At 48.8% G+C, this 13,727-nt stretch carries 9 protein-coding genes; 3 read left to right on the forward strand and 6 right to left on the reverse strand.

The features are described from left to right. Positions 1–266 precede the first annotated feature (266 nt). Both BMW71_RS10460 and recQ read left to right on the forward strand, forming a co-directional pair. A complete protein-coding gene (locus tag BMW71_RS10460; protein WP_092173345.1) occupies positions 267–1,733 on the forward strand; it encodes a T9SS type A sorting domain-containing protein in 1,467 nt (488 codons plus the stop codon). A 96-nt stretch (positions 1,734–1,829) separates the two neighbouring features. Beyond that, positions 1,830–3,965 (forward strand): DNA helicase RecQ, encoded by a 2,136-nt coding sequence (recQ, locus tag BMW71_RS10465; RefSeq protein WP_092173348.1) that lies wholly within the window; start codon positions 1,830–1,832, stop codon positions 3,963–3,965. A 450-nt stretch (positions 3,966–4,415) separates the two neighbouring features. Here the strand turns inward: recQ and BMW71_RS10470 are convergent, their stop codons facing one another. Both BMW71_RS10470 and BMW71_RS10475 read right to left on the reverse strand, forming a co-directional pair. Further along, positions 4,416–5,417, reverse strand: a complete 1,002-nt coding sequence (locus BMW71_RS10470; protein WP_092173351.1) for an acyl-ACP desaturase — start codon at positions 5,415–5,417, stop codon at positions 4,416–4,418. Positions 5,418–5,605: 188 nt separating this feature from the next. Further along, positions 5,606–6,502: an ATP-binding protein gene (locus BMW71_RS10475; RefSeq protein ID WP_092173354.1), complete on the reverse strand. Its 897-nt coding sequence runs from the start codon at positions 6,500–6,502 to the stop codon at positions 5,606–5,608. Between the two features lie 167 nt (positions 6,503–6,669). Between BMW71_RS10475 and BMW71_RS10480 the strand changes: the two genes are divergently transcribed. Beyond that, positions 6,670–7,926: a dipeptidase gene (locus tag BMW71_RS10480; protein WP_092173357.1), complete on the forward strand. Its 1,257-nt coding sequence runs from the start codon at positions 6,670–6,672 to the stop codon at positions 7,924–7,926. A gap of 100 nt (positions 7,927–8,026) precedes the next feature. Here BMW71_RS10480 and BMW71_RS10485 read toward each other — a convergent pair whose 3' ends face one another. From BMW71_RS10485 to BMW71_RS10500, 4 genes are all read right to left on the reverse strand, one after another. Beyond that, complete coding sequence (locus tag BMW71_RS10485; RefSeq protein WP_092173360.1) at positions 8,027–8,908, reverse strand: sugar phosphate isomerase/epimerase family protein; 882 nt, start codon at positions 8,906–8,908, stop codon at positions 8,027–8,029. A 33-nt stretch (positions 8,909–8,941) separates the two neighbouring features. Beyond that, a complete protein-coding gene (locus BMW71_RS10490; protein WP_244891147.1) occupies positions 8,942–10,027 on the reverse strand; it encodes a DUF6807 domain-containing protein in 1,086 nt (361 codons plus the stop codon). A gap of 197 nt (positions 10,028–10,224) precedes the next feature. Next, positions 10,225–11,568 (reverse strand): Gfo/Idh/MocA family protein, encoded by a 1,344-nt coding sequence (locus BMW71_RS10495; RefSeq protein ID WP_092173366.1) that lies wholly within the window; start codon positions 11,566–11,568, stop codon positions 10,225–10,227. Positions 11,569–11,666: 98 nt separating this feature from the next. Further along, positions 11,667–13,688 (reverse strand): RagB/SusD family nutrient uptake outer membrane protein, encoded by a 2,022-nt coding sequence (locus BMW71_RS10500; RefSeq protein WP_092173369.1) that lies wholly within the window; start codon positions 13,686–13,688, stop codon positions 11,667–11,669. Positions 13,689–13,727 lie beyond the last annotated feature (39 nt).

Here is a 13,727-nt window from a genome sequence, read left to right on the forward strand (position 1 = left end):
TTCCGCCCCAAAAAAATTCGGCAATAGGAAATGGTCTCCTCGTTTTTTATTTCGTAGTGGTTTTGTCATCCTTAGAAGAGCTGGTTTCGAGACCAACGCATCGAATACGCCTAAAATATGACTTACAAAACTAAAAATATGTAATTCATATAAAATAAAATGCATATTATTTTTCCGTTGGTTTGTAAAAGTTGGGAATAGGAATTACATTGGTGTTTACGTAATACATAAAAACGTATACCAAACCTATTTTCTTTACTCTTTTCATGCCAAGGTATTATCTAACAGCCCTCGTTTGTATCACGCTTGCAAGTGCCACGACCCGTTTACACGCACAAGTATACGAATACACTCCGGCAGCACCGGGCTGCTCCAATACCTGGCAGGACGGGGCTTGCTGGTCGGTAAGTCCGCTAAATGACCCGATAGGCTGTACCGCGAACGGTTCCTGGCCTCCATTCGTTTCTACCGCATGCCTGGTGGAAGTAATTGTTAACCAGGATGTCCAACTAACCGGCGATGTACTATTGGGAGGGACCTTCACTTCCCTTACGGTAGGTAATGGTGCCGAACTCACCATTACCGGTAACCTTGCCATTGAAGGAAATAGGGACATACTCGTATCCATCGAGGAAAACGCGCGCGTTGCGGTATCCGGAGAGCTCATCATTTCCCAGGGAGGAAGTTCCGATCCTACCGAGCTCTATTTGGGAGGAGACGGTTCGGGTACAATGGACGTGGGATCGGTAGAGGTACAAAATAGGGCAATTTTGCATGTGCAAGCAGGTGGAGCCATTACCAGTGCAGGGCTAACGGAATATTCCGGAAACTCTTCCGTCATCAATGTTACCGGGTTTTTTCGAACGGTAGGTTTGTTGGTCACGGGAGGTAGACAGCATCAATTCAATACCTTTGGGGATTCGCAGGTAATCATCGACCAGGACATAGACATTCGAGGGGATACCGGGATTACCATTGGAGGAACAAGCGAAGTGTCCGTAGGTGGGGATGTACTCGTGGATGGAAGTGCCACCATTATCGCCGACGAGCAATCGAAGATATTTGTGTGCGGGAGTTATCCCACGCCTTCTGTTGGAGGGCGGACGCAAGAGCTTGACCAAGGGAAGTTTTATCCCTGCAATATACTCCCCGTGGAATTGGTAGCGCAGCAAGTCCGATTTTATCCCGAGTCCAGGAGCGTGAGGGTATCCTGGACCACGGGTGTAGAGGAAAACCACCAGTACTTTATTGTGGAAAGAGCCATTGGTAGCGCCGCCAATTTTTTTCCCTTAGCGGAAGTAAACCACCCCCTCAGCACAGCGGAACAGGGAGCCTATTCGCTTTCGGATTCCGCACTGCCGCTGTATGAAACTCGTCTCTATTACCGGTTGGTTCAAGTGGATCAAAGTAGCAGGCAACAAATTTTGGGGGATGTTCTGGGAATACCTATTCCTGGAATTTCCTCCGAGCCGCTGGTATGGAGAATGTATCCCAACCCGGTGGCAGGTGTCGGCGTGAGGCTCTCTCTGCTGGATCAAAATAGATACAACGGTGAGCCGTTGCATGTGTCGGTCTATGGTTCGGTTGGACAGGTGGTTCGTCTTGAAAACAAAGACTTGGAGGGGTTGAACCAGGAATTGTGCACAACGATTCCAACACTACCTACGGGGGTGTATGTGATTCACCTGTATTGGGGAAACGAACATCAGCGGTTAAAGATTATCAAACGATGAGCGCTGATCCCTGGCGAACGGAGGCCGTTAGTAGAATTTTTTTTAAATTGTAGTACCTTTAAATTTATTGGATTTTTATCCCTACCAAAGCCAGCCATGCAACCACTGGAAGTATTAAAGCAATTTTATGGATACGCGTCGTTTAGAGGCAAACAAGAAGCCATTATCCAACAGGTATTGGAAAAAAAGGATTGCATAGCCTTGATGCCAACGGGTGCGGGGAAATCGGTCTGTTACCAGGTTCCAGCCATGATTCTACCAGGGTTGACCCTGGTGGTGTCTCCGCTAATAGCCTTGATGAAAGATCAGGTGGATGCGATGAATGAACTGGGTATTCCCGCCGCATTTTTGAATTCCACCCAGGATATCAGCGAGCAACGCCATATTTCCGATGGGGTTTTTACGGGTAGGGTTAAACTGTTGTATGTGGCGCCGGAACGCCTTTTTGGTGGTGCGTATCCATTGGTAGACTTGCTGAAAAAGGTAGAACTATCGCTGGTGGCAGTGGATGAAGCCCATTGTGTGTCCCAATGGGGGCACGATTTTAGACCGGAGTACCTGAAGTTGGGGGACCTCCGGGGGATTTTCGCCGATACGCCATTTTTAGCCCTTACAGCCACCGCAGACCAACAAACCAGAAAAGACATTGCTTTAGGGCTCAAGCTAACAAACCCTCAATGGTTTATTTCTTCTTTCGACCGCCCGAACATTACCTACCGGGTAACGCTCCGCTCCGATGCATTTGGGAAGCTGCTGGATTTTTTATCCGTACGCCCAACCGATTCCGGGATCGTGTACTGCCTGTCTCGAAAGTCGGTAGAGGAAACGGCCTGGAAGCTCAATGCCAACGGCCATGCTGCGCTTCCCTACCATGCCGGCCTAGCCAGGGAAGTCAGGCAAGCCAATCAGGAAAAGTTCATTCGGGACGAGGTTCGGATTATCGTGGCCACAGTGGCTTTTGGAATGGGCATAGACAAGTCGAATGTCCGTTTTGTGGTGCATACCAACATGCCGCAGAATATCGAAAGCTACTACCAGGAAACCGGGCGCGCCGGCCGGGATGGATTGCCTGGCGAGGCACTCTTGTTTTACAGTTTTGGGGATAGCATCACCCTGTCGCGTATGCTGGAAAATGCCGAGGATCCCACGTATGTGCGGCACATGAAATCCAAGTTGAACGAGATGGTGCGGTATTGCCAAAGCAGGGAATGCAGGAGAACGTTTCTCCTTCGGTATTTTGGGGAAGATTACCCCGGAGAATGCGGAAATTGCGACACCTGCCTACAGAAAAATGAGAAAGAAGACATGACCATTTATTCCCAAATGCTGCTTTCTGCCGTTGTTCGGTTGGACCAAAAGTTTGGTTTGGGGCATGTCATCTTGGTTTTGAGAGGCTCTCAGGCGGCTAAAATCGCATCCTGGCAGAAAGCGTTATCGGTTTTTGGTATTGGCAAGGACCGGTCTGAGGAATTTTGGAAAACCCTGGGACAACAACTGATCGCGGAAGGGTATTTGAGTCAGGAAGATCCCCTTCGCCCGATTGTTAAACTCACCCAACTGGCCTGGGAAAAATTGAAGCAAAAAGAAAAGATTTTTCTCAACATGGAAAAAGATGAGTTGCTGCAAGGAGTTAGGGAAAACGAAAAGGACGAGCGGCTGCTTGCCAAACTAAAAACCGTACGCTTTGAGCTTGCACGAAAACAGGACGTCCCTCCCTACATCATTTTTTCGGATGCAACACTTGTGGAAATGGCCCGATACTACCCCACAAGTAAGCAGGCACTTCTTCAGATTCACGGAGTCGGAAACCAGAAATTGGAAAAATACGGGGATAGCTTTTTGAATGAAATACGGGGCTACCTGAATGATAACCCTACAGTATCCGGGGCAGGGGGGAGTCCGAAACCCAAACGAACAGTAAAACAAACCATTACTTCTTCCATAAACGAGACGCTAGCCTTGCTTAATCAAGGAAATTCGCTGGAGGAAATTGTGGAAAAAAGGGGGCTGGCCCGCAGCACCATTGAGGGGCACGTGTTGAAGCTTCTCGCTTCCGGAGACAGTAGTCCCGAGAAATGGCTTGCAGATGCGCAACTTCAGGAAATCGCGTCTGCCGCCGCCCAACTTCAAACCAATCTTTTGAATCCCTTAAAAGCGCATTTTGGAGAAAAATACAGTTATTTTGAGTTACGAGTGGGGCTACTGGCGAGCAAGGCCCGCGAGGAACACTAGTACTTCCCCTGCATGCGGACGCGGCTATATGGAAACGCATTTTTGGTGTTTTTGCGAATTTTTTAAAGTAAAAAAACAGTTGGACCGTTCAGACCGGACCTCTCATCGCCGTTCGCTGGTACCCAAGCCTTGCAACGCGGGAAATCAAAGTATTGTTTTTAAATCTTAACGCTCACTAATTCTCATTGCCCCCCTTTTAGTTGCACGCGGGGCGCTCATCCAAGCCTGGAACTACCGGTACTCTTTGAGTTAGGGGGGTATGAAAATATATTTTTTAATGTATTGCTAATCAATGTGTGCGGACAAAAATGCAAAAAAAATACCCCGATCGGGGTATTTTTTGTTGAAGCCTGTTTGCCTACCTTTGATACGGGTGATTAAGCAGCTTTTTAAACTTACATTTTGCAACGTTCTAAAGGGCAATTTTACAGCTATTTTTTGGCCCTTTTTTTACTTTATCCAAGCCAGACTGATTTCATCAGGAGTTTTCATTCGATCCGCCAGTCGCATGTACCGTGCGGATAGGCCGGCGAGGTATTCTTGCGCCTTGGCTGCCACGTCAGTCAACCCTGTCACCGTTTCCACTTTCCAGAGTTTGACCAAATGATCGATGATACGCGCATAATCCCATCCGGTGTAGATCCCTACTTTCTGGGTAATGGCAGAAAACTGATCAAAGATGGACGGGTTATTCCCTCCCTCGCCCATCAGCACTGCCGGCATGACGATTTGCTTGCGCATCATTTTTTCAAAGGCAAGCATGGCGCCGCTCGGATCGATTTCGAAGATTTCCGTCATAAAGCTTTTGTAGGCTTTTTCGTGCCTTGCCTCATCTCCGGCGATTTGCTTGCATATTTTGCCAAGTACCAAATCCCCTGCCTTGTCGGCCAATTTACCGGTGTTGACGTGGGATATTTTTGTGGCTCGCTCCTGGAAGGAGGTGTAAATAATCGCCTGGTAGGGATCTTTTTCGGAGCGTGGGTCAAATCCGTTGTAGATTAGCCGGTGGATGGTTTGTTCCACCTTCCGCATATCGGCCCGGCCGGAAAGGTACAAGTATTTATTTAAAAGATCTCCATGGCGGTTTTCTTCTGCTGTCCAGGCCTTGGTCCATTGCACCCAACCTCTTTCGCTTGTCAGCGAGCCTTCCTCGTTGATGCCGGCCAGCATATTGAAGTAAGTTTGGTAGCTTGGTAATGCCTCTTCCGTAATCATGTTTCCAACAAGGGATGTGATGATCGTATCCGGAATCTCTGCGGCGCGTTCCCTCAATAACTTCACCTGATCGAGGGCATCGGGTTGGGTCATGTCCGGAAGGAAATCAGTGGGTTGCCAGCAATCGTCCGGATCCATGAGTGTGGTTTTTACGGTTTCGGTGACAAAGTCATCCAATTGACTGATAACTTCGGCATTCTTTTCTAGTTCGAAATTAATATTTTCTGACTTATTCATAAACTATGCGTTCGCTTTTGGAGGTCAATTTGTTTTTTTACGCCAAAACATTGCTACCTTTTCACAAATTAACAACAATGCTGTCAAAAATTAAAGGCTAGATTTTTTTCAGCAACTTTTTGTTCTCTACCTATGTAACGAAAGCAATGGAATAATCATTCAATTTGTATTCCCATTCCCTGTGTCGTTCAATAGGTTAATTGATAGGCCACCACTTTATTTTTGAAAAAAGTGGGGACCAGAACAATATTTTCATCGGGGATAAATCCAATATCGGCAGTATTTGACTCCTCCTCGGTTGTATCCAGAATTTTCGTTGCCTTTCCTTCTTGAACCAGGTAGATCTCTCCTGCCCAACGGCTGGCAATAAACGTCTGTTCGTCAAGGACAATTAGTCCATCACCACCGGTCACTTCCGTATTGATGAGTTCAAAACTACCGTCACTGTTGTATTGTTTCAAACCTTCGGCATCTAGTCCATACAGAATGCCTCCATTACCGATTCGCAGTCCATTGATGCTCTTTTGTTCGGTGGCAAAGGTGTGGATGCCTCCATCCTCCAGATAGTGGATGGTATTGGTGCGCATGTCGGAAAAGAAGACCTTTTTTCCGTCGCTTGTCGCATCATTTAGAAAGACAGCTCCTTCCACCTCGTACGTTTCGGTAATCTCTCCGGTAGCCAGGTCAATCTCCACCAGATGGTCGATATCGGTGACGTACAAGTGATCGTTCATTACGGTCATGCCTTTGGGGGCGTGTAGGCCGGTAACCCAATCCCGTTCCAGAATTTCTCCGGATGTACTCACTTTAGAGATGGATCCAACACCGTCTTTTTCATCGGGACCGCCTTCAATATTGGCCACGTACAGGATGTCCCCGCTTTCTTCAAAATGAACCGACTCGTTGGTGGTAAGTTCGGCAGGGGTTTCCCAAAGCAGTTCCAGACCCGGTTCCACGGGTTCCTCAGCGGCGACGGTACCCTCGCTTTCCTGATTTGTGGTGGCCGTTCCGCAGGCCATGGCCAGACCAACGACTGCACCGATGGAAAATACAAGCGGTGTGTAGGATTTTGCTGAAAACTTCATTGGCTTATTTGTTTGGTTCAAACCCTAATTTCGTCAATTTTTCGGTGAATCCGCACGATTCCCCAAAAAATGAATTTTTCCCGGGAAGAGGGTAAAAGCTGAAAGATCTGTATATTTGGATTCTACCTTGCACGAGAAACAACCACTATCAACAAAAATTACAAAAAATGAAAAAAAGTACCTATGTTTTAGCACTGCTTTCAGTCATTCTCGGGTTTTCCTGCGCCTCCGAGAAAAGTGAAACCGTCGATTATGCGGCGCTTTCCGAGGAGGATCGCATGCGGATCGCTACGGATTTGGCGCAGCAAACAATCATGGTGGATGGCCATGTCGATCTGCCTTATCGAATGAAAGTCGGCGGCTTTACCCTTCAGCGGGAGATTCTAGATGTATCGACGCGCACGGAGGGGGGGAATTTTGATTTTCCCCGATCCAAAGAGGGGGGGCTCGATGCCCCATTTATGTCAATTTATATCCCTGCGCGCTACCAGGAAATGGGCGGCGCCAAGGCATTGGCTGATTCCCTGATTTTGATGACGGAACGCCTGACAACGACCTGGCCTGATAAATTCGGAATGGCTTATAGTCCGGCGGATATTCGTGCCAATTTTGAGGCAGGTCGAATTTCCCTACCCATGGGTATGGAAAATGGAGCCCCCATTGAGGATAAGCTGGAAAACCTGGCCTATTTCCACGAACGTGGCATCCGGTACATTACGCTGACACACAGCAAAGACAACCTGATCGGTGACTCTTCCTACGACACCACCTACATGCACGGGGGGCTCAGCGAATTCGGCGTGGAGGTCGTCAAAGAAATGAACCGACTGGGCATTATGGTCGATATCTCTCACGTATCAGACGATACGTTTTACGATGTACTCGAAGTGACCCAGGTACCCGTGATCGCTTCCCATTCTTCTGCCAGGCATTTTACGCCGGGATTTGAGCGGAACATGGGGGATGATATGATTCAGAAACTAGCTGAAAACGGAGGAGTCATCATGATTAATTTTGGGGGTAGTTTTGTGGACCAGGATTTCAGAGAGGGAAATGATGCCGTTCGCGAACATCTGGTGAACTGGCTGGCAGAAAATGAACTTAGCCGCACCGACCCCGAGGCTCAAGAGTACATTTCCGAGTACGTGGCCGCCAATAATCCCTTTCCATCGGTACAGAAGGTAGCCGATCACTTTGACCATATTGTTAGTCTGGTAGGCATTGACCATTTGGGCTTTGGATCCGATTTCGATGGGGTAGGGGATACCTTACCTACGGGGCTGAAGGACGTGTCCATGTACCCAAATTTGATCGCAGAACTGCTGAAACGTGGTTACAGCAAGGAGGATATCGAGAAAGTTTGTTACAAAAACTTGTTTCGGGTATGGGAAGCCGTGGAACAATTTGCGGCGGATAACGCCTGAGAAAACAAAAAGGCCACCTCAACATCGTTGGGTGGCCTTTTTTACTAACTCTTGGTCTGCCTTCCTGCGTCGGTGCAGAAATGGGTATTCCCTGGCAAAATTATGCGTTCGTCATCTTGTTAAAGATTTCCAATTGCTCTTTCATGGCGGCAATGCGGTCAGCAGGGGTGGTACGCGCCTCCAGTAGAATCCAGCCCTCGTAATTGATTTCCCCAAACAGGTTCATGAGTTGTTGGTAGGGATAATTCCCGACATTTAGTTCGCGAATGTGAACGGTGTCGCCAAACCACTTTTTCACCGAATGGAAATTTGCTTCCAGGCCGGGAGGCAATAAGTCTTCGTCGTTGCAATTCCAGCATACCTTGACGCTATCCTGATCTACCTGATCAAAAATGGCCTTCATATTAGGCAGCTGTTGGGTGAGTTTTCCATGTACTTCCACCCGGACCAACTGCCCCAGGTCTTTGGCAAAGGCGCCCACCTCATTGAACGAAGCGGCGATCTGAGCGATGGTCTTTTCTTTAGAGACCGATTCGGGTAACCCATTTGGCTTCACTTTGATGCCCGTAGCGCCTATGTCTTTGCAGAGTTTTAGGTATTCCTTGGTGCCTTCGATGTTTTGGCGAACTTCCGCCTGATCCGTGTAATGGTAGGCAAAGTTGGATCCGTAGCCCAGGCAGGTAACCGGGCTATCGGCAAAGCGTTTTTTTACCTCTCGTCGTTGGCGCGAAGAGAGGGAGGTTTCCACACCGTGCGCGTGTTCCGTGCGTAATTCTACTCCCAACAGGCCCGTTTTTTCACAATTGGCGATGAGGGTGGGAAGGTCCCAGTCTTTGCCCCATTGATAGGTGACCAGGCCCAGTTTCATACCGGATTCTTTGGCAAAGACGGGCAATGCATGTTGGCCCAGTACGGATAAGCCAAGTCCGGCGGCCACACTTTTTTGAAGAAAATGTCGCCGGGATAAATGGTGGTCTGTCATGTTTCGAAGGTTGTTTGGTGAAAAACGGTATGATTATTTTTTAGCATAAGCATCAGCCAATGCATTGATTTGCTCGTCTGAAAGGTCTTCGGAAGCCACCACCAGCCGGTATTTAAACGTTGCCGTTTCCCCATTATTCAGGCTGAAATTCAGTTCATTTTTTCCTTCGGAAAAAACCTTTTGTCCCAGTGTATTGGCAGCAAACAACCCGTAGTCGCGGGCATGCCAGTAGGTAGGATACCCCACGTTGGAGGGGTGATCGATGATAACGAGGGAAACTTCCTCTCCGTTTATTTCACTGGAGAGCTTCATCCAACGGCCCCGGGTGCTCCATACGGCACCGCCTTCGATGCCCTCCGAACTTCTGTAGTTTCCTTTTACCAAGGTATTGTCCATTTTTTCGACCCGGGTTTTGACTCCATGGGAATCCATCAACTCGGTAGGCTTATCGGTGGGAAGTTCCAGTTCCCTGCTTACACGAATGGCAAACATGCCTTCCTTGTTGTCCGTAAATTTCACTTCATCCACAGCGGCAGTAAGCGAAGTGGTGCGATCAATTATTCGCATCCCTTCGGTGGCTTGAAATGCAAATTCGGTTTCTTCCTCCAGTAAGGTGGTGTTGTCCGGAGATTTCCAAAGGGATTTCGTTTCCAATACGGCCTTTCCTTTGCCTCCCTTGGCTTTCTCTACCGATTGGTGATAGATGGTTCCATAGCCTCCTTTTCTTTCCGGAGATATGGCCTCTGAATTGTTCCAAAAATCAAGACCATTCACATCGCCGTAATTGAGCCAAACACCCACATGGTGGGGATGATCGGTTCGGTCGCCTTCTTTGTTGATTAACGGATAGCTCCTGGTCAACATGTTTCCTTCCGGAGACATAACGGGCCACAATACAGGCTTCATGATATTGTCCGGGTACATATAGGTGGTGAATAACTCACCTCCCACCACGATATCTACTTTTTTTTCTGATTCGTTTACCTGTACGGTTACGGCTTCTTTTTTGTTACTCTGACCAAAAAGCATCGTGCTGCTACTTATAATTGCGATAAATACTAGCGCCTGGGATTTCATGTGCATATCATTGTTTTTAAGTGGCCACATGGCGTCTCGCATGTCTCGCCCCGGTCGTTTTTGGGGCTACCATGGCGTCCCTGGGGATGTCGCCTGGTGCATGCGGGACTTCATGTATTTTGCCTTTAAATTTAGTTTTACCGAGTAAGTTACGAAGAAAAAACCCGGGAGTGCCAAACGGCCTGCCCGGTTTTTTTCTGGTTTTTCGGTTTCGATGGGTGAAATTACCTTGGAGAAGCTTAGACAATCGCCGGTACTTCGAAACCCTTGCGATAGTTTCGTTTCAACATCTCGTCTGCCTCGGGATCATTCACAAAGGTCTCAGATTTCGGGTTAAACGTAAGTACCCGCTCTAGCTTATAAGCGATGTTGCCCAGGTGGGCCAATCCGGAGGACAGATGCGCCGTTTCTACCGGGCCATTCAGGATGGAAGCGTCGTGCTTGCGGACAGCCTCAATGAAGTTGGCAAAGTGTCCATCGGTACCTCCGGCTCCCCGGTCCATCCCGGAGGCAGACGGTCCTCCATCGGCTCCTGATTTACCAGGCGTGCGGTCTTTGCCCAGGAATGACTGGTACTTGTCGTAACCATCGACCACGATGTAGCCTTTGTCTCCATAGAAGATGTTACCGACCGTGGCACCACCTTCTTCGTTGGTGCACCAGGGACGTACTTCAAATTGGATGATCTTGTTTTCCTCCGGATAATTGTACACCGAAGTGAGTACCTCGGGAACTTCTTTTGCATCGTCCCACAGGAATTTCCCTCCCATAGAGGTGATTTTCGTGGGAAGTCCCACGTCCAATCCCCACATACAAAGGTCGGTTTCGTGAATTCCCTGGTTTCCTACATCCCCGTTTCCATAATCCCAATGCCAGTGCCAGTTGTAGTGCACCAGGTTGCGGGTAAAGGGACGCTTGGGAGCGGGGCCGGTCCAAAGGTCGTAGTCGATTCCCTCGGGAACGGGGGAGAATCCTTTGTCTCCAATGCTAGGTCTCCAGCGGAAAACGATGCCGCGGGCCATGTAGACATTGCCAATGTACCCGTCCCGAATCAATTGGATGGCTTCGCGAACGGCCGGAGAGCTTCTCAGCTGCACGCCGTGCTGCACGATTCGATCGTACTTGTGGGCTGCTTCCACCATCTTCCTTCCCTCCCAGATATTGTGAGAGCCAGGTTTTTCCACATACACATCTTTTCCCGCCTGGCAGGCCCAGATTGTCGTCAGCGCATGCCAATGATTGGGCGATGCGATGCTGATCACATCGATGTCCGGATCGTCTATTACCCGGCGAAGATCCTGTTCCAGGGCTACGTCTTTTTTATACGTATCTTTAAATTGCTTTTGTCGCTCTTTTAATAGGTTCATGTCCGGGTCGCAGAGGGTAGTAACCTGGACGTTTTCCTGATTCATCAGGCTTTGGATGTGGTTCTTTCCCCTTCCATTTACCCCTAGTACCGCCGCATTGATGCGGTCGTTGGCTCCAAACACGTTGGAGGAAAGTATGGTAGGAGCAACAATAGCCGCTGAACTTGCAATTGCTGATTTTTTTAGAAAAGTCCTTCTGGACGAATCGTTTGTCATAATATATGGTGTTTGAGTTTATAACCTTTTTACTTCCCTAAATTAAAAAATTCACCCGACTGCTACTGCCTTCGGGTGAATTTTTTATATGATCGGCATTACTCTCCGATGGCCCGCATAGGGTCTTCGTTCGGCGCGCCGGCCGGCTGAACCACGTGAGTCAATGGTTCGATGTTATTTTCGGCTCCGTTGTATCCGGTTGTTTGATTCAGGGTGGCCTCCACGTTGCCTACGAGGTAAGGCTGGTAGACGGGCCAGAATACGTGGTGTGGATCCATGGTGTACTTCGTGGTATTGTAGGTGGCCCAGGGCACCTCATCCCGAAAGAAATTGTTTTTCTCCATCATGCGGTCGTAATAGAAGCTATTGGCGGATATGGATTTCTCGATATCGTTTCCGCTAATGGAATAGGTCTTGCCATTGTACGCCATCTTTCCCGTTTTTGCAAAGATGATGGAGATCCGTACCAGTTCGTCGTGGCGGTACTCTTCGCCAAACAGTTCCCGGTTTCGCTCATCCAATATAGCACCGATTCCTTCGGTTTGCATGTCGGCGATGGTATACATGTGGATGGCATTGGCGCGCTGTCGAATGGTATTGATGTCTTCCGCTGCACCTGCCAGATTGTCCTGCCAGAACCGAGCTTCTGCACGTACCAAATACGCCTCGGCGATGCGCATGATGTACATATCCATCTTTCCACCGTCCTGTCGGTCAGGACGCTGTTCCTGATTGACCGAGTAAAATTTGTAACGGGGGTAGCCGTACCAGCAGCGAATGGTATCCTGGCAGGTCAGGTTACCGTTATCGTCGTACAAACGTAGCGGTTGCATGTAAAACGGACTTCCTTCATCCCGAAGGGAAGGGTTGTCGTACAATACATCTTCCATTTCAAACCAGTTCAGGTCCTTGTGGCGGTAGTCTTGTTCGTCAACTGTTCCTTTGAAGTTCCAGATTTCGTACTGGGAATAATTGGTTGGACGGGCAAAACCCTGACCGCGGCCCCATTTTTTCATCATACGTCCGCGTGCATCCGAGGTAGATTGCTGCACGTCGGTACCGATACGAGTGGTGCCTGGTTCCCAAACGCCCAGGTTGGTACTTACAAAGTTGGGGCCCCAGGCACGAATTCGTGCCGACCGTCCTTGTGTTCCCAGAACGAAAGGCTCGTTTACAACCAACCAGATGCCTTCCGGATTGCTCGTTTTTTGCGCTCCACGATCCATGTGCAGGTAATTGACCGCATCCACTGGTGCATAGCCGGATCTTCCAGGTAGCGGATTCCCAGTATTTGGGTTGTTGGTATTGGCAACCTCTATTTCGGTCACGCCAGAAGGGATCATGTCGTCGGTGAACAATTGGGATTCTCCCCCGTTGATCACGTCGTCCATCAGGCGCTCGGCATCGGCAAAGCGCTCGTTTAGCATGTAGTATTTTGCCAGCAAGATGCGGACGGCATCCTTGGGAGCCTGTCCAATCGGTAGTTGGCTTTTTGGTTTGACATGCTGAACCGCATATTCCAGGTCGGTGATCATCTGATCCCAGATTCCTTGCATGTGGAATACCTTAAAATCCCTGCGGGCTTCAGATACTACTCCCAATGGAAAGGCAACGTTTCCAAAGTCCATGGTCAGTTGCATGTAAAAGAAGGCACGTAGAAAATAGGCCGATCCCAGCAAGTGATTTCTTTCCGCATCGTTTACCCCATCGGGCCATTCCGGGATATCAATGTAATCAATAACTGTGTTTGCTTTTTTGATGTGGTTGTAATTGTCCGCATAAAAAGAACGTGTCCTACCCGCATCGTTGTTTCGGGAATTGGTGGGAGTGGCGTAGGTACGCAGGTCCACAAAGGCGTCGGGCTTATCCGTTGCCGATACCACCGAGGCGTCGCTCATGTTGCTGTTGAACATCAGTTCACGGGTATCCCCGTTCCATTGGGTCATTACTCCATGTAGTGCCGCATCCAGTGCTGTTTGCAGTCCGGCCGCATCCACGAAGGTGTTTTCGGGACTAAGGAAAGACAAGGGCTTCTCTTCTAGAAAATCCTCCTGACAGGATACGGAGCCGAGGAGGAGTAGCGAAAGGCCTATTCCTTTGAATATTTTTAAATTCTTCATTGTTAAATCGTTTCTGGTTTATAGTTAATTTCCTCCACG

The organism is Cyclobacterium xiamenense, assembly GCF_900109255.1.
In the GTDB taxonomy this organism is placed as follows: Bacteria; Bacteroidota; Bacteroidia; order Cytophagales; family Cyclobacteriaceae; genus Cyclobacterium; species Cyclobacterium xiamenense.